Raw genomic sequence first — 20,474 nt, forward strand, 5'->3', positions numbered from 1 at the left:
TTGGGGGAGTTTTTTAACTTTACCAAAAATACCCACTTTCCACTTTTGTCTGACGCTCACTTCCATCATATTTCAACAGATATTCACGAGCAACTGCATCCAATTCCCTCAGTTTTTCTACTTCTACTTTTCTCACTTCAGTATCCGTAGAAAGCAGAATAACTTGATGACTGGCAGAGGGAAAATAACGCTCAACTAAATTCTGCCGGTGGGATGAATCTAAACGTCCTAAAGGAGTGTCAATAGCAACCGGCAAGTGACGCCCGGAAACGCGGGCTAATCCCCACAAAAGTGCAATGGCAAGCAGTTGTTTTTCGCCGGCAGATAAGCGGTGTTTGGGCACCGGCTGTCCTTGCGGATCAAAGAGGGAAAGGCTGAAGGTGTTGGTGTCTATGGCGACGCGATGCACTAAATCTGATTTGTGCAGGAGATAGCGGAAGCAATCGGTGACGGCGTTTTCTAATTTTGTGAGTTTTTGAATCGTTAATTTTTCCCGAAACTGTTTCAGGGTGTTTTGGGCTTTAGCAATTGATGTGATGATGTGCTGACTATTTTTTTGCTGGATATATTCATCGCTGTATTTTTCTAATTCTTTTTGAGTTTTAGCGAGTTCTCGGTTTAATTCTTCGATGCGCCGGCTGGCGATTTCGCTGCCGGCTTTGGCGTAGGCGACTTCTTTGTGGGCTTCTCTCACCGCAGTTTCTAATTTTTCATAGGCTTCCGGTGAGGCGGCGGCGGCGAGTTCTCTGTCTTTAAAATCAATATCGGTTTCAATGCGTTTAAGATACTGTAATTGTTTGCCGACAGCGGTTGAGAATGCCGGCAGTTCGTATCGCAGTAAGTTTTCCAGTTGGCTGAGGCTTTCGATATCGACATCTAGCCAGGGTTCTGCAACGGCTTGGGCTTCTAATTCTTGATTTTCTTGAGCAATAAACGTTTGAATTTTCTCAAATAAATCAGGCTTTATTGATAACTCATTGATATAATTAAGCAGACGATTACTTCGCTGTTTGATAGCAGCGGCTGCAATTTTTGCTTGCTGTTGACCGGCTTCTGTTTCCGCTTGAATTTTTGCTTCCTCTAACAGGGGAGTAATCAGGGTGAGGGGTAAAGCACCGGCAGCGAGATCAATTAGGGACTGACGGGTTGTTTCTGCCTGTGTTGTCAAATCCTTTTTTTCTGCATCCAGCCGGCTGCGATCCCCGGCAATTTTTCCCCCTTCTAAAATAAATTTATCGGTAGCTTTTTTCAGGGTTTCTTCAGTCCATTTTAACTTATCCCCGTAGCTGCCTTGCTGTTCTGCGGCAATTTCTTTTTCTGCGGCAATTTGCTGAAATTTTTGTTCGATTTTATCCAGCGTGGCGATATCTTTTGCCGCAGCCGCTTCTTTGCGTTTGCGAGTGAGTAAAATATCTAAATCAACAGATAAGCGTTCCGCAAGTTCTAACCCTAAAAGAGATTTAATCGCACCGACAACAAAATCCGGGGGAGTTTCGACTTCTGCCAGTTCTTTCACCTGTTCACCGTCAAAGAGAAACAAGTTAGAAATCCCAAGCGGGAGCAGGGTTTCGATATACTCATCCCAAGTATTTGTTAGGGCATCATCTTTCCACCATTCTTTCTGAAATTCGCTTTTAGTGAGAATGCCTAATGTATCTTTTCCCTCTTTGGGTTCTTTTTCCCAATAGCGGACGATTTTATATTGCGCTAACCCGTCTTCTTGAACTTGTTCAAATGTTAATTCAATGCGGGCTTTTTCTGTCGGTGGAGTGTTGCGGTTAACGCATTGGGAGAGAAAGTCTGGGTAGCTCAAATTGCCTCTGGTGGAACACTGGGCGCGAATGCCATAGAGGGAAAGACGAAGGGCATCCATGAGGGTTGTTTTGCCACCCCCATTCATGCCGCCAAACAGAATAATTGGGCGGGTTGTGCTGCCGGTTTCGGGGGTGAGATCGATAATTTGTTTGCCCTGATAGGGGCCAAAATTTTCTAGGATGAGTTCGCGAAAGATCATTGGGTGAAGGTTGCAGGATTTTCTGTTAGGAATGGGCTAGTCTTGGGTGTCTTGATCACCGGCATTTGTGGGTGCGAATTTTACATCTGCCCAAGATAGCTGCTTCGGTTGGTTAGCGTCGCTTTCAACGGTGTTTTTTGCTTTGCCGGCACTTCCAGGATGGTCTTTTTGGGGATTGCCGGTTTGTTCGAGGGCTTGCCTGACTTGCTGGAGGCTTTCAGGGTCACTTTCTCTAACAGCTTGAACCGCAGTTTTAATGTTGCGCTGGTAGTGGGCGTTGTCGATGGCTTTTTCTTTGTCACGAGAACTGCTGTCGAAGCATTTTTCTAAATCTCCATAGATGCCGGTGCGACGTGGTTTTGTGAAATGCTGGCGTTCGGTATCCAGCAATCTTGCCATTAATTCCAGGTGCATTTCGTCTTCTTCACAGACTTCGGTAAGGACTGTCCATTCATCGCTGCCTAGCAGTTTTTTATCGACACCTTGACGGGTGTCTTCAAAGGGTGTGCCGGTGACTTCTTGATAAATTCTAGGCAAGCTATCATCAAATTCGTGTTTTTCTTCTAACCAAATGCGGCGAATTTCGATTAATTCTTCTTGGGTAATTAAGGTGATATCGCGCATTTCTTCAGGGCCGGTTTTCCGAACTTGGGTTTGCGCTTCTAATACTCGCCGCACCCAATGCTCACGCCAAAACTTAGTATAAGGCCCAGGAATTGGCTCAATAGAGATTTCTCCCTCTAAATTGCGCTCAAAAAGTTGTACCTGACCCCAGATACGGCGGAAGTCTCTCTTGTCGCGATCATTCTCAATATCTAATTCCTGACGAATATCTAATAGAGGCTGTAACCACTCTTTTTCCTCATCATTCTGGATCATCGCCTGCATCGATTTATCTTGACTAACCATCGTGCAAACCCAGCAGCCAAAGCGAGAATCGCCACAGCTAGGGGTAGAAGTATCAACGACTAGAGGACATTCATTATCTGCTGTTGCACCTCGATACATAGCGAATAAGTCTTTATTGCTGTATCCCCAAGGGTTTTGCCATTGATTCAAATAAATCCACACATCATCATTGCGCCAGTCTTCAATAGGAGTATATGCAAGAGCGTTAACTAAACTCGATCTAGGACTGAGGCGATCACGAACTCGTCCTTTTTCATGTTTTGCCATTACGGTAGCGCGTTTGTTACTTTCAGCTTTACGCATACCCAAGACAAGAATTACCTCTCCGCTCGCACGAACCATATCACGAATGAAGCGGTTAGCAGGTTGTATTTTTAAGCGTTCTGTACACCAACGAAATCGCATACGAGGTGCTGGATATCCCTTCCCTATTAAGCAGACCCAGAAACTTTCTTTGATTTCTGGATAGAGCAAGTGGGGTTGTATTGGCATTTCTTGTTCTTGAGCAGCAACCTTCATCTGTTTTAGAGAATTGTTAACCCAAGCAGAAACTATGGGATTCTCTACCAGCGTATCTGTGGTAATAACATGAATTGTCTTGTTGCGCTTTTCTGAGGGGAGAGCAGATATTGCATTCCAAATTAACTGCACAACTGCCGTACTGTCTTTACCTCCCGAATATCCAATCACCCAAGGTATCTCATCTGAGCAGTAAAGTTCTTGAATTTCAGTAGTTAAAGATTGAATATCTTCAACTAGATCTGCAACTATACTTCTCTCTTGGTTTTTTCCTGATTCTTGTTCTCTAGCCATTTTTCCCTCTTTATTTACGCATTTGTTCCGCAACTTCCCTGCTTACTAGACGGGTTGAGCCTAGAGGATCGTGTTCCGAGCATATAACACGCAAATTTGTAGGATTCATAGCACCTTCAGGATGCTTATGAACTACTGTAAGTTGAGCATGATCTACTGTATTATCGCAGCCATTCTCGTACTCACAGCGTCTACGCACAGACAAAAGCCGAACAACCCAAAATGGATGAGGTACGCTTTGTTTCCCAAGTTTCGGATGCTCGACTGTACGCGGCTTGATTGCAACGTCATATACAGATATACGATCACTTTTGTGAGAATTGCACCATCCACAGGCTAAACGAAGGTTATCTTCCTCTTTGCCACCTTTTGAAAAAGGTATAGCGTGATCAACTTCAACGCAAATATCACGTTGAGACAAACCATGCAAGGTCATGTAATCAATAAACTGAAATAGCGGCGTTTCTGTATAGTTCTCGTATCCTAAAAACTTATTCTCGGCCCACTTTGTAAATTTATATCCACAAATCCAACAACGGGGTTCTGGGCCGTAAATATCCCATAAAAGCTTTTTATCCTCTAGGCTAATAAAACTGCGCTTCCTCGGACTTCGGCGCTGGACTTCTTTATCTATCAATCTTGAGATATACCTTGTAAGCGTTTTGCGCTCCTCCTCAGAAATTCCAGAAAAAATGATAGGAACTGTTTTTTGAACAGCCACCAAAATATGACCATAGCTTTGAGTAGAGTCAGTAAATTTTTCTGGATCACAGATCGATTCAATAAACCATTGTGTCCAAAGTATGTGTATGTCTGCTCTAAGTAGAGAACCCCGACCACTCATAATAAAGTCAGGAACTCTCTGATTAGCAATATTGCTAAGAATCTGTATGTCCCAACAGGCTTCCAGCTTATCTGCCGTAGTGTTAAAGAAAGAATGAATTTCTTCAAATTCCATGAATCATAACAAGCTACTTAGTTTAGGGGAATCCGATACTGGCTTTCTTTAGGGAGTTTCTGCGGATCTTTTCTATACTGTACCCACTCTGTTGACCATCTTTTACGAATACCGGGCATATCTTTTTTTACTCCGTGCAGATTCCAATCTCGATAGAAGTAATCTTTATTCACACCTTTCAGCCAGTCATCAACAAGTAAAGAAACTTCCTGTATACTATCTATTCCTTTACCACGTCCACAGAGATATTGAAAGAAATCTGCTGCAAGAATTGTTAGAGATGTTTTATTAAAAATATTTGATTTTTTAGGATTACCCCAGTAATGCCATGCTTGATCGTTATCCTTATCTGCTAGGTTGTCGCGAACTTTACTCCAAAATGAAATAAACACATCTCGCCAAGGGCCATCAAGCTTGTGCCAATATTCAAAAGCATCTTTAGATTCTTCAGTATCCCATACAAGTTTTGATTCCGACAAATAATCACGTTTCCACTTATCGGCATAATCAACAGTTTCATGAAAAAGTTTACCTCCTTTCAAATCACGGAAGATTGTAACTATGGATGCAAGAACATTCCACTTAAGACGGTCTTTAGTATCAGAGGTCATTCCTCTTTCAACTAAATTGTAGAAAGGACTGGCTGGATATCTTGCAAGAAATGTCACAGCTCGTGATTCTTCTAGCTTAATACCAGCATTTTCAAGTCGATCTGCCACTCTCTCTAGTTCTTCATTAGAAAGGCTAGTGGATACAATGGTTCCAAGAAGTGCAGGTTTGATAGGAGTTGCTTTCTGATTTACAACAACAAACTGAAAAACTTGCTCGGCTGGATCAGTATTCATGAGCAGTGAAATTGGAAGCTTGCGAGCCGCTTCAGTTTCAATCTTTCGTTGAGCTTCTCCTGGATCAATTCCCTCATGCAGGATGGCTTCCTCTATGTAATCTTTGTAACGATCTTCTCTCACCAATTCTTTAGCTGATGAAATAGCTGCACGCAATCTGTGTTGTCCATCAACAACCACTATTGGACGCAGAAAGGAAATTAGTGCATTTTTAGAATAGTCAAGAAACTTATCTCCCTTAAAGGTGTCATTTATTTCCTCTAAAACAGAAATATAAGCTGCAACCTCTTTCCAAAAATCTTCAATATGAGATTCATCACTAACTACTACTTCCATATCCTCGTCGCTGCCTGAATTGTCATTGTCAGCGATTTCCTGCTCCTCAGATGATTCGCTTAGATTTTCCTGAACACTATCTTTAATTTCCGCACGTTGCTTTAGTTCCCTAATGAAGCTATCGGGAACTTGGTTTTCAGCAAGTCCGGGAACCCGGCGCTCTAAATTTGTTTTTACCCTTTTTAGGAGTTCTAGTAAACTGAGTTCTTCTAGCGATTCAGTAATTAGGGTTAAAAATCCATGTTGAATAGCATCACTAGAACTATTTTCATCTTCACTCAATTCAAATTTCACATTTGCCTGATCGGGTTGGCGCAATGCACAAAGCAAAGGATTTTGGATTATATTCTTTTCGTTTCGATAAAAATCAGTAATTTCCTTAATACGTTTCCTATTCTCTTCTCGCTGGAAACCTGTAGTTTCTTGAGTTCCAATTTTCTTTTTTTGGGGTACTCCTGCCCACATATCAATCTCTATTGCAGAAGCAGCAAAAAGCACTAGCCAGTCACCAGAACCAGTTTGTCGAATACGAACTGCTTTGTACTTAAACTCGTGCTGTTGTACTTGACTCATTTTTTGCTTCCTCCTGAAATACGAACTTTTTTGCCTTACTCTGCTAGTGTAACAGGCATCCCCAAACGCGCCTTAATATAAGCACTCATCCAACGAACACTAGCACGAGAGTGAGAAACCCCACCTTTAGATAAAATTCGCCCTTCCCAATCAGGATTGGAACGTGACCAATCTATTTGTGCTAGTCCTGCCAAATGTTTCTCCCAATTATCCGGGAAAAGTGACATCAAAACACTGCCGGCATCTCCCAACGCCACCAAAGCAGTCGGATGAGTGTGGATATAATCCCGCCGCACCTCACCGGCATTGATCTTGCGCTGCAAAACCAACTCCCAATCTGGGAGATAACTGCTGACAGCATTCCAGTAACTGGCAGCCAGTTCAATTTGCCGGCGCAACTCAGTGTCCAGATCATTCGCCAGCAGGGCAAGAGTAGCATTATAAATGCTCGTGAGCGTAAATAGCTTACCCGATCGGGCCGGCAGTGTACTGTGTTCAGTATCCGTCAGGGTTCGCAAAACCTTGACTTGCTTAATCACTTCTCTCACCAATTCAGCATTTTGATCGCGCTGATCATAAAGAATATTTAACGAAGGATCGGCAGGAACTGCATAGCGGTTGAGATCGCTAAATATCTGTTGAGAACGCTTTAACCCAATATCTAGAAAAAACACCACTGCGACTGTTTCATATCCAAGTTCAGGATTTTCTTTCAAAGCTAATTCAAATGCCGCGCGCCGGTGATTTCCATCATTAATTGTAAATTTCGCATCCATTGGCACTCTCAATCGCCCCATTTTCCGCGCTTCTGCCTCTGATCCTATCGGTTCAAAGGTGATATCCGCGTCAATTGAAGCCGTAATTGCCGAGAACGTATAGTTCTTGGGATTGTTAAGAATATATTTGCCAATTTCCGCTACACGGCTGCTATTCAGCGTGCGCTGTGCCCGCATTTCTGGGGGAATTTCTTCATCTTCAACCGCAAATAGTTTGGGAATGAGTCGCACGGGACACATGGAAACGTAGTATTCGCGCCCTGACTGGATTCCTCGAATTACAGGCAAAATGTATTCAAAAGAAGGTGCCGGCATAACATCAATTGTGGATTTTGATAGATTAATTCATCTGCCGTCAATTGCGAGCCGGCAAATCTTTTAAGCTCAACTTAACTTTCATCATTTCCCCTGGCTAATTGTTGAGCAACCTGTCGCACTCGCTCAACTTCTAAATTGACGATTTCGGCAACTTCTTCTATGCTAAAACCCCGCTGTAGCATGGCAATCACAACCTCTATCTTGGCCTCAATCCTACCTTCAACGCGCCCTTCAGTCCGTCCTTCAGCTAATACTTCTTGAATCACTCGAACTTGTTTTAAATCATCGATTCCAAACATAGCTGCTAACTCCTCCCTACTTTTATTCGGAAATTTGTAAAAAACGACTGTTTCTATTAAGTTTAGAACATCTATCCGAGTTTGTTCATCCTCTACCTCTTGCTGAGTTCGCTCCAACAATTGTCTCGCCATGTCTGGGGCCGTATTTTCCTCACAGACGACTAACTGAATGATGCCGGTGCCGAGCGAGTTGAAAGTCTCCTTAGGCAGTTCATCCAAATATACCCGCGTCACTTTCGGTGAATTTAATAACTCTTGATAAGGTTTCAGTTGGGTGGGTTCCTGATTCCTCGTTTCATAAATAACAACAGCTCTCCAATCTTGAGCTGGCTCATTTTTGTTTAAGTAGATAAACACTTCAGCAAACAGATTCGCATAAATCTTTGGATCTCTGCGAAATTGAACTTCTAAGAAATAAAGCGGCTGCGAGGAATTTTCCTCAATTGGCAGAAATAAACCATCAATCCGAAACGCTGTTTGCTTCAGCTCAAATGATTCAAAACGATAGATGTTGGCTTCATCAGTTGGGCGACCTATCAGTTCAAAAAAACTGCTCGGCAATTCTTTAAATAATCGATAGAAAATTGGATCGGTTTTCATAAGTTTATCGTTGTACAATGTAAAAATTTTGTACAAATGGCTATAAATGGGTTGACATAAAAGGCTTTAGGCTGTACGAGAATTGCACCCGATTCTGATTAGCAAGTTTTTAAAAACACAGATTGACATTAATTATACTAGCAGCTAGTTTTAAAAAAGCAACCTTGAGTTTCATCAAACGCTTTCATGAGCAGCGCCAGCAACCCACCGTCAGACATTGCCAGCCGGATTTTAGAACAGCAAAACCAAGAACGAGAGGCACTCGCACTGCTGCTAGACCGGCACCTCTCCCGAAGTGACCAGCTTTTGGTTCAGAAAACCCAGATGGGGAGCACAGAGGCGTTTATTGGGTCTGTAACGCTGGAATGGCTCGACAGTCGGGTTCGCTTCGCCTCGCAACTGCCGCTATTTCAGAAGAAGTTCGACGCAAAAACAGACAATGTGATTAGGGATGAGCAGACTGTTGATGAAATTTTGCAACGTCCCCTTGACTGGTCGCGTCAGGCATCTTTGACTCAGTATCTCGCGGGACGAAAGGCGCACAAATTTCCGGCGGTTTTGGTGGTGCAAAGTCCTTCCTGGGTGGACGATCCAAAAGCTCCTGAATGGGATAAAAATGGACGCGCACTCAAGCCGGCTGCAATTTTCACACCCTTAGATAAAGACAGTACGATTGGACTTTTAGATGTTTCTGAAACTGTGGCAATTTTCGCATTAGACGGACAACACCGGCTCATGGGTGTGCAAGGTTTAATGATATTACTCAAAACCGGCAGATTGCAACCTTATAACAAAACAAAAAAGCCGGTGGGGAATGCGATTACAATAGACGATCTTTCCCAGCAATATCAAGTTGAGCCGGCAGATTTACAGCGGTTAGCGAAGGAAAAAATCGGGATCGAATTTATTCCCGCAGTTATCGCGGGGGAAACCCGTGAGGAAGCACGGCGGCGAGTGCGATCAATCTTTGTTCACGTCAATTTAATGGCTGTGAATTTAAGTCAGGGTCAGCTTGCATTATTAAACGAAGATGATGGATTTTCCATTATTGCTCGAAAAGTTGCTGTCACACATCCGCTATTTAAAGAAAAGAAAGGTCGCAATCCTCGCGTGAATTGGGATAGCGCCACGGTTGCTACCAAATCTACTGTTTTAACAACGCTTCAGGCAATGAAAGATATGTCTGAGCGCTACTTGGGCCATAAATTCCCTCACTGGAAGCCGGTGGATAAAAAAGGTTTAATTCCCATGCGTCCAGAGGATGAGGAACTTGAGGAGGGACTGAAAGAGTTTAAAATGCTTTTCGATTCGTTATCGAGTTTAGTCAGCTATCAAAGACTCGAAGATGGTGCAGAAACGCCACAATTACGCCGATTTAGTTTTGAAAAAGATGGAGGAGAAGGAAATATTTTATTCCGTCCCGTCGGTCAAATTGCGGTGGCTCAAGCTTTAGGAATTCTGGTTTTTAAAAAGGGTTTTTCTCTAGATGAAATCTTTAAAAAACTCCAGCGGTATGATATAGACGGCGGATTCAGTGGGATGGAGTTTCCCCAATCTCCGTGGTATGGGGTTTTGTATGACCCGAATAAGAAGCGAATCGTCGTTGCCGGTCGTGATTTAGCGGCGAGGTTAATTGTGTATATGATGGGGGGAATTAAAGATGATATGGAACGCGCAGAACTTCGCTTGGAGTTAGCGGAAGCGAGGAGAGTGGGGGCGAATCAAGCGATGAGTTTTGAGGGTAAGTTTGTTGATTTGAAAAAGGTGGGACTTCCACCTGTATTGAGTTAGAAGCATGGTTTTTATTTTTAACCGCAGATGCACGCAGATGAACGCAGATGAACACGGATAAAATCAAGCTATCTGTGTTTATTTGTGGTTAAAAATTCTTAATATTTGCCAGTTAGGCAGCTAATTTTTTAACTGAGAAACCGGCTGAGATCAAATTCTTCTGTTGGCTGCTCTTGTTTCTGCCGGTCAGAGATTAACATTAATAAGATTCTTTCTGAATAGTCTACTGCTCCCCGAAGTTCTTCTCGCAAGATTTCTAACCCCCCATTCGCATATTCCTCAAAAATATGGGTGCGTTTCTCTTCAGCTTTTTCATCAAAAAGGGAAAGAATTTTTGGATCTTTTGTCTCGGTTACTGCCAGTAACTTGATGGTGCGATCATAGCCTCTGGAATCAAATATTTCTAGGGCAATGGGTGCCGGCTCTTTTGTGGAAATTTCCTCTAGCGGCACTCGTTTTTTCCGCTTTGCCCCTAATGCTGCCGCAAATACGACGACATCGGCATAAGTTTGAAAAGGGCCGGTTGTTTCTTTGGCATCTACCAATGCTTTGACTAAATCCGCCTTATCCTTGGCAATTCTAATTCGATTCGCACCCATCTGATTATTTTTTACCTGATTATTTGTTTAACTGAATTTCTGAATCAACCAGCGATTGATTTCTCCATCATCCTGAGTCTGACTGCGTTCTAAAGCTTCCTCAACGACTGCGATTTCTAATCCTGGGAGAACCCGCGACTCCTGAATTTGACCGCTGCGTGCATCGGCAATTTCCAAAGCAATGACATTGCCGGCTTTTACATCAACAACCCAATACTCTCGCACGTTTAACCGTTCATAAAGTAACCGTTTTTCTCCCAAATCGTCATTGAGAGAGGTTGAAGCAATTTCTACGACTAAGGTAGGTGAATCATATTCATTTAAATCAACAGGTGAATCTGTATCTGCCGGCACTTTCAAATCTAAACCGATGTAGAAAGCCAAATCCGGTTGAAATTCATCTACCCCTACTTTTCTAAAACTGCTATTCGTTGCCTCAACAATTCGGATATTCTTAAGGGTAGCAAAAAGACTCACTACCTTAGAAATAATTGAATTCTTGCGTCCATGCCGAAAGCCTACTGGTGACATTTCAATCCTCATGTATCCGCGATGATAATAAAACCGGCTAGTTTCATATTTTGGATCGTCAGCAATGGCTAAAAATTCTTCCCAGCTTGCCTTTACCCAGGCATCTGTTACAAAATCCCGCAGCGTTGGAGCAACCATTGAGATTCCCTCCTGCATCATTTGTTTTTAATTATATTGTAGCGCCGGCATCTTGTCGGCAACCTTCTATCAGCAGTGAAAAACTTGTCTTACAAAAAGCTTTTAAAACTTGCGTTCTACTTCAAGAATTTCCGTATATTCAAACTCATTTGGACTTTGTCGCACCAGTGGATAACGCACCCCATTTAACTCAATTGCATCTTCCTCACAATCGGGTTTGGGAGAATTGTAAGAAAGAACATATTCGTTACCAATACAATTTGCCATTTCCTCAGCAACTTCACCCCGCCACTGAGTTTTTGTTACCAAAACAATTAACTGATTGGCTAATTTTGGAATTGAACTTGCCACACGCCGGCGCGAAATTTCATCTAAACTTCCAAAGGGAGAATCCATGACGATAGGAAATGTGCTGCTATCTGGCCCCATTAGAGTATTTTTTTTACTCCATTCCCGCACCCGATCAATAATTCCTCCAATAAACGATAAACTGAGAATTTGATTTTCTCCCGTCGAAGCGGCGACATCTGCCTCTTCTCCTGCTGTATTCTCCACTAATTTCAGGGCATATTTCTCTGTCAGCTTTGGAATATAGGGAGTAAACGAAATCGAGGAAAAAATTTCTCGCACCCGTTTTTCTAGCTGCAACCGAAACTGTTGTTCGAGGCGAGTTTTCACCTCTGTTAAACGATCCATCGCATCTTGAGTTGCTGCAATGCGTCGCTGTGCGAGTAATTGCCGGCTTTCATTCATTTGCTGTTTTTCAATTTGCTTAGCTAATTCTTTAATTTCCAATTTCAGGCTATTAAGCTGTTGCTCATTAGAACCTGTCTCTTTATTGAGTTCGCTGATTTTTTTATCAATTTCATCTAAACGCTTTTGCAACTGACTCACATCTTCATCTGGAAAGTCTCGCAATTTTTTCTTCGTATCATCCAACTGCGTTTCAATGCGAGAAATTTCGGTGCGATATCGCTCAACATTTGCTTGCTGCCGATCCACTTCCTCCCAAAAATCAGGTACTTGTTTGTCAATTTCGCTCACCTGTTCACTCAAGCGAATTGCCGTTTCTTCCACATCCGCAACTCCCGCTTTATCCATCCAAGCTTGCACCAAATGATGTGCGTGGGTGCCGTCTTTCAACTCTGCACCGCAGATACATTGTTCCCGGTGCAGTAACTCTTCTACAAATGGACGCTTGATGCCGGTGGGTAACTCGCCTCGTTCCCGCAGCCCTTCAACAATGGCATGATATTCAGCCGTTATATCTGGCAACAAAACCGTAAAGCCTCGCGTTGAAATGGCTTTTTTGAGTCCTTCAGTCGCTTGCTTCAGTTGTTGCTGTAGCGACTCTTTTTGAGTTTCTAATTCAGTCCGCAGGCGCTGTAAATCCTCAGCACCGCCTAATTCTAGCAGTCGGCTGCTTAGGGTTGTTTTTAACTCCCCTTGGTTTTGAACCTCTCCCTCAATTTCTGCTTGCCGGTTTTGCAAACGCTCAACTTCTTTTTCTAACCTTTGCTTGGTGCGTAACAAATTTTGTGTTTGAGGATCGCCAATTCCTCTTAAATCAGTTTCTAAGGATTTTCTCGCTTCTCCCAAATGCCGAATCGCCCGATTTAATACCTCAATCCCTAGCAATTCTTTCGTTGCTTCCGCAATTTCTTCTTTTTTATCAGATCGAACAATTTGCTCAATTCTTTCACCATCAAAAAAGAAGTATTGATGTAAGCTTATAGGTAAAATTCGATTAATAATATCATCTGCCGGCTGCGGCGGTAGCATCCACCGGCCTTCATTTCCAGCAACTAGCATTTGTAACTTACTCTCGCCCTGCTCAACGTTGCCGGTTTCATTGCGGTAGGCACGACAAATACGCTTGGCTTGGTAGCGTTTGCTATCATGTTCAAAAATAACTTCTACAGAACACACAACAGCTTTTCCGACTTCAGCTTCTGTAATGGCGCGTTTATTGACCAGTTGAGTTTCCGCCGCAAATGCTGCACTGAATTTTTCATAAAGCGTCCAGGTAAAGGCATTCATCAGCGTCGTTTTCCCGGCACCATTATTTCCGTGAATGATCGTAGTATTTCGCTGATCCCTGCACTCCAGCAAAATTTCTGGCGTTTTTCCATAAAACTGGCGAAAGTTACACAGCGTGATTGAAATCAGCTTCATCGAATTGATTCCTTAATAATCCTTAAAATATCGTCGTTAATATTGCGGGGATTTTTCATATAAAGTTTGTCTTTTTCCGCTGCCAATACCCGCTCAATAATTTGGCGAATTTCCGGCGGTGCGTTTAGAATTGGCTCTTGAATATCTTCTATACTTGAATCTTGATTCATTGTTCCAACTTGAGAAAAAATGATTTTAACTTGAGTGATTTTTGAGCAGAGTTGTGTGCTAGAATAAAATGAAATCAAATAAAAAGCTTACTTCATAATAGAAATCCATGCTAATTTAAAATTTTTGCTACTATCCCATTATGATTATAGTACCATTAAAATAGCTAACTATTCTACAAGTATTTACAAATTTTTACCGCCGGCACCCCCCTTTTTCTTCAACTTCGCAGCAACAGCTTTATTCCTCACGGCAACCTGATTCCCTCAAATATCTAACAACCCATATCGGTTTTGAAGACTCAGTAATTTCACTCTTGCTTCTCCCGCATTATCTGCTAAATCTGCAAACTCTAAAAACCGGCCTAACTCTTTTCTTAACAAATTGCGTTCCACCTCCAACGTGTCTCGCCCCAAATCTGGAGGCATCACAATCATGTCAAATAAAGTTGCCCGTTCTTTCCCAGGATGGGGACGCAAAACCCGCCCGCGACGCTGAATAAATTGGCGGGGATTATTACTACTTGCCAAAATAACAGCCGTTTGAATTGCTGGAATATCTACTCCTTCATCCAAACAGCGAATTGCCACCAATCCTTGCAATTCTCCCGATTCAAACTGCCGGCGCAAATTCTCCCGTTCTGCTAAAGGCGTTTCTGCGGTATAAGTATTGATCCGATAGCCCAATTCTCCCCCTAAAATTCGCACTACTTCTGCCAATTGCCGGCTACTTCTCTGACTCAGCGCCCCCTCAACAGAACCATCGCCACAATAAAATAAGGTATGGGTTGTATCCCGGCGTTTTTCCATTAACTCCCGCAACGCTTTTAACTTATTTGCCGCCGCCCCAATTAACCGTGCTCGCTGCATCAGCAACGCCGTCACTGTTTCATTCGCCTCAAAATTTGTCTCTTCACTTAATGCCCAACCAATTCTTGTGGTTAACCGGGAATACGTCCGGCTTTCTGACTCGGTTAAATCAACGAGAATGGGATGGTAAAGATAACGAACTAATGCACCTTGACGAATTGCATCTGCTAAGGTTAGTTCAGGTTGCAAAACCGGCCCGAAATAATCAAACACTGCATCCGTCCCCAATTCATCAAAATATCGTTCGGGTGTGGCAGACAGTGCTAACCGTAACCCAATGTTGCGAGGCAAGCTTTCCTCTAACTTTGGCGCACCTAAATTATGCGCTTCATCTCCGACAATGAGGGTTTTAACCGGCAGATATTTTAATTGCGATTGCAAGCCGTCGCCCATCAACGTAGCATTGGTTGTAATCACCGTGAGAAATGGTTGACTGCCGGCACGAACATTATAAAGTTGAGTTGAAAGTTGACTCTGCCAATTACGCACACTTTCAAATGCTAAAATCGGCTGTAATCCAAACTTTTCACATTCAGATGCCCACTGTGTAACCAAATGCCGGTAAGGACAAACCACCAATAACACTTGCAAACCGATTTTTCGATATAATTCTGTGACAATTGCCAGCGCCGTAATTGTCTTACCGCTGCCGGTTGCCATTTTTAAAGTTCCTCGCCCTTGGTTTGCCAACCAATTCGCAACCGCTTGCTTTTGATATTGTCGCAATTCAATAAAAGCCGGCATTCTCGGACATCCTGCCGGCACATCACCATCAGCAGGATTGATATAATAACTGCCCTTTGCTTCCGCCAGTGCTAAAAGCTTATTGATAGAATTGTTATCATCCTGCGCCGGCACCCCAATTTCATATAAATTTTGAGAGTAACTGGCATTTTCAGAAACGACTTCAGCCTCAGCTTGCTTCTGAACTTTATAAATATTCTTAGAAGGTAACTTCACAAGCGATGCCCCTACCATTTAAACTGTTGAATTAATTTTAGAAGGTGTTGCCTCTCAATAGAGGCATCGAGAACAACACAGACTTTCTAATCCTCGCGTCACTTATCTTGTTAAACCTGCCAACTCAGCATTTTCTCGGTTGGGGACAGACAGCTTTAGCGATTTAATGAAAGATGATCCTCAGAGGATGCCGGTGCATCAATGACCTACAGCCTAAGAATTGCAGATATCCCCCTAAGCGAACGGCCTCGTGAGCGATTAATGTCTCATGGCCCTAAAAATCTAGCCACAGCCGAACTGATTGCCATTTTATTAGGAACCGGCCAAGGGGCGGGAAAACTCTCTGCCGTCGGACTTGGGCAATACATCTTGCAAAAATTAAGCGAACACCAGCGCGATCCTCTGGAAGTATTAAGAGATATCAGCGTCCAAGAATTAACGCAAATTCATGGAATCGGGCCGGCAAAAGCAACCACCATTTTAGCCGCCGTCGAACTCGGCAAACGCGCCTTTCAATCTCGCCCCTCAGATCGCACCGAAATTGACAGTCCCGCCGCCGCCGCCGCCGCCCTCAGTCACGAACTCATGTGGCAAAATCAGGAGAAATTTGCGGTACTGCTGTTAGATGTGAAAAATCGCTTGCTAGGCACTAAAGTGATTACGATTGGCACAGCAACGGAAACTCTCGCCCATCCCCGCGACATTTTCCGGGAAGTCATCCGCCAAGGTGCCACCCGTGCGATTATCGCCCATAACCACCCCACCGGCAGCGTCGATCCCAGTCCCGAAGACATCACTCTCACCCGCCAACTGCTGGCTGGGGCGCAACTTCTCAGCATTCCCCTGCTGGATCATTTAATCTTGGGTAATGGCAACCACAAAAGCTTGCGCCAAACGACAAGTTTGTGGGATGAGTGTCCCCAGGCAGATTGAGTAGAATAAAGCCGGCATTCGGGGAGTTTCCCTTTACCCGTAGGAAAAATTTACAGCACAAAATTTATTCAAATAGTTGATTGATTCATGCTGTCTGTGTTATATTAATTTTTCACGGGCGATTAGCACAGTGGTAGCGCACTTCCTTCACACGGAAGGGGTCACAGGTTCAAATCCTGTATCGCCCATTTAAAAAGTTTTATAGGGACACATTAAATGTTGTCGATGATACATTGATGTCGTCTCTTAGTAAATTAATGCCCCTAAAGATTTGTGTGATCGCAGCTTTAGAAGAAGTAGGTTCTACAGAGGCAACTCAATTGTAAAGTGCTTAACTAACAGGCTCAGAAGGATAACCCAATTTTGCCAACGCCTCTGCGGCAGCCCTACGCACGTATGAATTGTCATCTTGAAGTAGCGCCAATAGCCCTTGCACCACGGGTTGTGAAGCATTGCCTAACTCGCCCAACGCCTCTGCCGCTACCAAATGCACTTTCCAGTCGTCATCTTGAAGTAGTGCCAATAGCGATTGCACCAAAGCTTCTGAAGTATTGCCTAACTTGACCAACGCCTGTGCCGCTACCAAACGCACGTATGAACAGTCATCTTGAAGTAGCGCCAATAGCCCTTGCAGCACAGGTTCTGAAGCATTGTCTAACTCGCCCAACACCTCTGCCGCTGCGAGACGCACGTATGACTTGTCATCTTGAAGCAGCGCCAATAGCGATTGCACCAAAGCTTCTGAAGCATTGCCTAACTTGACCAACGCCTGTGCGGCTACGGAACGCACGTATGAATGGTCATCTTGAAGTAGCGCCAATAGCCCTTGCAGCACAGGTTCTGAAGCATTGCCTAACTTGCTCAACGCCTGTGCCGCTACCAAACGCACGTATGAACGGTCATCTTGAAGTAGCGCCAATAGCCCTTGCACCACAAGTTCTGAAGCATTGCCTAACTTGCTCAACGCCTCTGCGGCTGCGGAACGCACGTGCCAATCGTCATCTTGAAGTAGCGCTAATAGCCCTTGCAGCACAGATTCTGAAGCATTGCCTAAATCAAGCAACGTCTGTTTGGCTGAGGAGCGCACGTCTAAATCTTCATCTGTTAGAAATTGGACAAGAGCAGGAGCGGCAAATTTAGCGACTGAACCACTTTCTCCGATTTTTTTAAGATCGTCCTGCCGATCTTTTACGGTTGCCCCTGGATCAAACAAGTTGCGGAGAAGACGTTGAATCCGTTGCTGCTGTCTTTCTTGTTCCAAAGCTTCTAAATCTAATCCTGCCAATTTACCAAGTTCGTCTGCTACGAAACTGGGTACTCTGACTTCTGAACCTTTAGCCAAACAACAATCCCTTACTGCCAGCAAAAAGCCTTTAATTTCTTCTAGATTACCTGATTTTTTCTCTATTTCTGCTAGGAATGTGCGCCACTTTTCCCCATCGTCTTTGCAGTCGTCTTGTATCAGATATAGTGCAGCCAGATACTCAGCCAGCGGATCAAGGGCGAAGCGGATTTTGTCTCTGTCTTTTCTCTCTTCAGCGTATCCAATTGACTTGAGCAGACGGAGATGCTTCTCAAAATACTCAAGGCATGATGCTGCATTATTGCTCCCCAAGGCTTTAACCACTGCTTCGCGATCCACAGGAGAGGGTCTATAGCTTTGCTCCAGGCATTTCCAAGCAATTATCTTGGCATCCTGTTTAACGGTAGGATATTCATTTTTAGTATATCTTTCGCCTTGCTGATTAAGCTTTTCTAAGTGCGCCAGTATCAAGTCAGGGATGTTGTCCAGAGAACGCCCAGATGCGAAGGAATCCTGCTTGGTATTAATTATCTGCTGGGCATAAAGCTTTGCTAACAAAACGGTAATCGTTTTCTTGTTACCTACAATGCTTGTTAGTTGGGCGCATTCTTGCGAAAGAAATTCCTGCGGCTCCGCCTCAAATAAATTTAACTCTTTGCATTTATTCAAGTATTTACTGATAAACTCCTCTAATTTTTTCTCCTCAATAATGGGGAGAGTCTTAATGTTGATGTCAATTCTATTGAATGTTTCCTCAATTCTTGAAGTAACGATTAAAGCATTTGCTGGAAAATCTCTGCGGTTAGGATCAATTCTCTTTTGAGTCTTTTCACTCATCTCCGAATAATGATCCACAATCAATAGAACCCGTCGCTGTAGAAGAAGTTGTTCAACCAAGAATTCATCCACAATCTTTTGTTCACTGTCGATTAATTCCTGGATTTCTGCCACAACTGCTTCCATTAAAGGCTTGATGCCTTCCTCAGTGTTTGCGTCAAGTTCTTCCTCTATTAAAACAGGTAACATCAAATGTTCGGCTAAGCGTTTTGACTTATCCTGATTTTCCATTGCCCATTGAGCGATTTGACAGGCAATCGTTGTTTTCCCCGAACCTCCCTCGCCCCTAATCAGCACTCGCACTCGCTTGTCTTTTTTAAAAGTTTCACTTAAGGTTTCGGCAGTTATTTCATCAATTTCCTTACCATTTAATAACACTGGCAGAGAAACGTAATCCTTTCGCTCCTCAACCGTTTCATTCTCCAAAAACTTTCTCTGAAAAGTCTCAAGATGTTTCTCAACCCAAGCATCTAATACCCTGGGGCGATACTTAAAACGCCGTAAAATCCCAACAGGTAGTTTAACCTCTGGGGTTATGGGTGTTTTAGGTAGGTTTAATTCTGCCGGCAGCCAAAGCAGCCACAGGGGACGAAACCGAAGAACTCCCAAGTAGAAACCTGTGACAACCGCAAGCACTGACAAAGTTAAAATTAACGACGGTGCCGGCTCTTTCTCCTCATCAGATTCTTCCGATTTCTCCTCTACTTTCTCTTCAGCCGGTTGACTTTTCTCTTTTAACTCAGCAGAAGCACTTGGTTTAGGTGTAGCGGGTTTAACTAATGCCGGTGTAGCGCTTTGACTCGGTTGAGGCGTAGACTTGGTCGTTGCTTGAGCGTAGTCCAGACTATTATCCAGCTTAGTGCCGGCGTTTACCAGGGAAAAGCTTGTTATCACTAAGGGAAAAGAAACACCCAAGAGGGCTAATTTCAGCAAAGCTAATAAACCCTGTTTAGACGGCTTGGCCATAGATTTAGAATACGCAAAGCGATAAATTCTGATAAGAAAATGTGCCAATCTTAGCACATGACCTAAAAACGTAACCCCTGCGATTCTTGTTCAAGAATTTTTCAAAAGCTTCAAATACAAATCCGCGAGCATAAAATATTTGCGATCACATCTGGCGATCACACCCCTATGTTGGCTAAAACTGCCACTCTATCCACCGAATCGGATCGCACTTCATCCCAACTCCCTGCAGAGGCGAGATTTCCCGCAACCTCTGCGCCTCAATCCCACAACCCACCCAAGCGCCTCCAACTCCTTCCCACTCGCAAACCGATTGAGGTGAAACCTCTGCGAAAGTAAGAAAAATCTGGTTGATGGGTAAAACTACTGTTACTTGATCTCGCAACCGGCGGTGGGTATCACCCCTCAAAACTTTGGTAAAGTCTTGCTATATTTTCATATATATGGTTTAAGTACAAACTAAAAAATTAGAGGTAGGGGTAGTGTACGCTTCACAGCAATGGTCACAACCTCCATTAGCGACTTTGGATGTTCCCAAGTTGCTCGATCCTTCCATACTTAAAGCAGCGAGAAAAATCTATCGCGCTTACCTGGAAGTTCATCCCGAATACAGCCAGCGTCCCCTCGGAGTCGCACTTGATCGATTTACTTATCGGGGACAGCTCATTTTCGCCGGCAAGCCGATCCTGCTGCCCGATGAATGTTTTGTGCCTTTTGAGCAAATGGAATCAGAAATCTATTAGGAGCGCTTAAGCTAGGTCTT

Annotated in this window: 16 protein-coding genes and 1 tRNA gene; 5 read left to right on the top strand and 12 right to left on the bottom strand. The window is 43.6% G+C overall.

Annotated features, from left to right (window positions below; all coding sequences use genetic code 11):
• Positions 1-19: 19 nt before the first annotated feature.
• The 6 genes from dndD to H6F73_RS03180 all read right to left on the bottom strand — a co-directional run bounded on the left by dndD (position 20) and on the right by H6F73_RS03180 (position 8,441).
• Positions 20-2,014: a DNA sulfur modification protein DndD gene (gene dndD, locus H6F73_RS03155; protein WP_190757367.1), complete on the bottom strand. Its 1,995-nt coding sequence runs from the start codon at positions 2,012-2,014 to the stop codon at positions 20-22.
• A 36-nt stretch (positions 2,015-2,050) separates the two neighbouring features.
• Positions 2,051-3,736 (bottom strand): DNA phosphorothioation system sulfurtransferase DndC, encoded by a 1,686-nt coding sequence (dndC, locus tag H6F73_RS03160; RefSeq protein ID WP_190757368.1) that lies wholly within the window; start codon positions 3,734-3,736, stop codon positions 2,051-2,053.
• Positions 3,737-3,746: 10 nt separating this feature from the next.
• Positions 3,747-4,694 carry an HNH endonuclease signature motif containing protein gene (locus H6F73_RS03165; protein ID WP_190757369.1) on the bottom strand — a complete coding sequence of 316 codons (948 nt, stop codon included), beginning with the start codon at positions 4,692-4,694 and terminating at the stop codon, positions 3,747-3,749.
• Positions 4,695-4,711: 17 nt separating this feature from the next.
• The gene (locus tag H6F73_RS03170; protein WP_190757370.1) at positions 4,712-6,448 is read right to left on the bottom strand and encodes a hypothetical protein; all 1,737 of its coding nucleotides are present in this window, start codon (positions 6,446-6,448) and stop codon (positions 4,712-4,714) included.
• A gap of 35 nt (positions 6,449-6,483) precedes the next feature.
• Positions 6,484-7,539: a DNA sulfur modification protein DndB gene (gene dndB, locus H6F73_RS03175; RefSeq protein ID WP_190757371.1), complete on the bottom strand. Its 1,056-nt coding sequence runs from the start codon at positions 7,537-7,539 to the stop codon at positions 6,484-6,486.
• A 74-nt stretch (positions 7,540-7,613) separates the two neighbouring features.
• Entirely contained in the window at positions 7,614-8,441 is an 828-nt protein-coding gene (locus tag H6F73_RS03180; protein ID WP_190757372.1) for an Rpn family recombination-promoting nuclease/putative transposase, read from the bottom strand.
• 186 nt (positions 8,442-8,627) lie between these two features.
• On the opposite strand from H6F73_RS03180, the gene H6F73_RS03185 reads away from it, so the two are divergent.
• On the top strand, positions 8,628-10,232 hold the full coding sequence (locus H6F73_RS03185; RefSeq protein ID WP_190757373.1) for a DGQHR domain-containing protein: 1,605 nt from the start codon (positions 8,628-8,630) through the stop codon (positions 10,230-10,232).
• Between the two features lie 128 nt (positions 10,233-10,360).
• Here H6F73_RS03185 and H6F73_RS03190 read toward each other — a convergent pair whose 3' ends face one another.
• From H6F73_RS03190 to H6F73_RS03210, 5 genes are all read right to left on the bottom strand, one after another.
• Complete coding sequence (locus H6F73_RS03190; protein ID WP_190757374.1) at positions 10,361-10,831, bottom strand: DNA phosphorothioation-associated protein 4; 471 nt, start codon at positions 10,829-10,831, stop codon at positions 10,361-10,363.
• 27 nt (positions 10,832-10,858) lie between these two features.
• On the bottom strand, positions 10,859-11,500 hold the full coding sequence (locus tag H6F73_RS03195; RefSeq protein WP_190757375.1) for a Uma2 family endonuclease: 642 nt from the start codon (positions 11,498-11,500) through the stop codon (positions 10,859-10,861).
• Between the two features lie 102 nt (positions 11,501-11,602).
• Positions 11,603-13,675 carry an AAA family ATPase gene (locus H6F73_RS03200; RefSeq protein WP_190757376.1) on the bottom strand — a complete coding sequence of 691 codons (2,073 nt, stop codon included), beginning with the start codon at positions 13,673-13,675 and terminating at the stop codon, positions 11,603-11,605.
• The gene (locus H6F73_RS03205) at positions 13,672-13,845 is read right to left on the bottom strand and encodes a hypothetical protein (protein ID WP_190757377.1); all 174 of its coding nucleotides are present in this window, start codon (positions 13,843-13,845) and stop codon (positions 13,672-13,674) included. The genes H6F73_RS03200 and H6F73_RS03205 overlap by 4 nt, the downstream gene beginning before the upstream one ends.
• 264 nt (positions 13,846-14,109) lie before the next feature.
• Positions 14,110-15,456 carry a DNA phosphorothioation system restriction enzyme gene (locus H6F73_RS03210; RefSeq protein WP_190757491.1) on the bottom strand — a complete coding sequence of 449 codons (1,347 nt, stop codon included), beginning with the start codon at positions 15,454-15,456 and terminating at the stop codon, positions 14,110-14,112.
• Positions 15,457-15,873: 417 nt separating this feature from the next.
• Between H6F73_RS03210 and radC the strand changes: the two genes are divergently transcribed.
• Positions 15,874-16,605, top strand: a complete 732-nt coding sequence (radC, locus tag H6F73_RS03215) for a DNA repair protein RadC (RefSeq protein ID WP_190672081.1) — start codon at positions 15,874-15,876, stop codon at positions 16,603-16,605.
• A gap of 116 nt (positions 16,606-16,721) precedes the next feature.
• Positions 16,722-16,793 (top strand) — tRNA-Val (locus H6F73_RS03220).
• A gap of 143 nt (positions 16,794-16,936) precedes the next feature.
• Here H6F73_RS03220 and H6F73_RS03225 read toward each other — a convergent pair.
• The gene (locus tag H6F73_RS03225; protein ID WP_190757378.1) at positions 16,937-19,711 is read right to left on the bottom strand and encodes a HEAT repeat domain-containing protein; all 2,775 of its coding nucleotides are present in this window, start codon (positions 19,709-19,711) and stop codon (positions 16,937-16,939) included.
• Positions 19,712-19,879: 168 nt separating this feature from the next.
• Here H6F73_RS03225 and H6F73_RS03230 point away from each other — a divergent pair, with 168 nt between their 5' ends.
• Positions 19,880-20,050, top strand: coding sequence for a hypothetical protein (locus H6F73_RS03230; protein WP_190757379.1), 171 nt, complete (start codon positions 19,880-19,882; stop codon positions 20,048-20,050).
• A gap of 143 nt (positions 20,051-20,193) precedes the next feature.
• Complete coding sequence (locus tag H6F73_RS03235; RefSeq protein ID WP_190757380.1) at positions 20,194-20,454, top strand: hypothetical protein; 261 nt, start codon at positions 20,194-20,196, stop codon at positions 20,452-20,454.
• The last annotated feature ends 20 nt before the right edge of the window (positions 20,455-20,474 follow it).

This window comes from Microcoleus sp. FACHB-68, from assembly GCF_014695715.1.
GTDB lineage: Bacteria > Cyanobacteriota > Cyanobacteriia > Cyanobacteriales > Oscillatoriaceae > FACHB-68.

Coding starts and splice junctions, on each gene's coding strand:
- dndC (WP_190757368.1), bottom strand. CDS start 3,736: ATGGCTAGAGAACAAGAATCAGGAAAAAACCAAGAGAGAAGTATAGTT.
- radC (WP_190672081.1), top strand. CDS start 15,874: ATGACCTACAGCCTAAGAATTGCAGATATCCCCCTAAGCGAACGGCCT.
- H6F73_RS03225 (WP_190757378.1), bottom strand. CDS start 19,711: ATGGCCAAGCCGTCTAAACAGGGTTTATTAGCTTTGCTGAAATTAGCC.
- H6F73_RS03185 (WP_190757373.1), top strand. CDS start 8,628: ATGAGCAGCGCCAGCAACCCACCGTCAGACATTGCCAGCCGGATTTTA.
- dndB (WP_190757371.1), bottom strand. CDS start 7,539: ATGCCGGCACCTTCTTTTGAATACATTTTGCCTGTAATTCGAGGAATC.
- H6F73_RS03205 (WP_190757377.1), bottom strand. CDS start 13,845: ATGAATCAAGATTCAAGTATAGAAGATATTCAAGAGCCAATTCTAAAC.
- H6F73_RS03190 (WP_190757374.1), bottom strand. CDS start 10,831: ATGGGTGCGAATCGAATTAGAATTGCCAAGGATAAGGCGGATTTAGTC.
- H6F73_RS03180 (WP_190757372.1), bottom strand. CDS start 8,441: ATGAAAACCGATCCAATTTTCTATCGATTATTTAAAGAATTGCCGAGC.
- H6F73_RS03230 (WP_190757379.1), top strand. CDS start 19,880: ATGTTGGCTAAAACTGCCACTCTATCCACCGAATCGGATCGCACTTCA.
- H6F73_RS03165 (WP_190757369.1), bottom strand. CDS start 4,694: ATGGAATTTGAAGAAATTCATTCTTTCTTTAACACTACGGCAGATAAG.
- H6F73_RS03210 (WP_190757491.1), bottom strand. CDS start 15,456: ATGCCGGCTTTTATTGAATTGCGACAATATCAAAAGCAAGCGGTTGCG.
- H6F73_RS03200 (WP_190757376.1), bottom strand. CDS start 13,675: ATGAAGCTGATTTCAATCACGCTGTGTAACTTTCGCCAGTTTTATGGA.
- H6F73_RS03170 (WP_190757370.1), bottom strand. CDS start 6,448: ATGAGTCAAGTACAACAGCACGAGTTTAAGTACAAAGCAGTTCGTATT.
- H6F73_RS03195 (WP_190757375.1), bottom strand. CDS start 11,500: ATGGTTGCTCCAACGCTGCGGGATTTTGTAACAGATGCCTGGGTAAAG.
- dndD (WP_190757367.1), bottom strand. CDS start 2,014: ATGATCTTTCGCGAACTCATCCTAGAAAATTTTGGCCCCTATCAGGGC.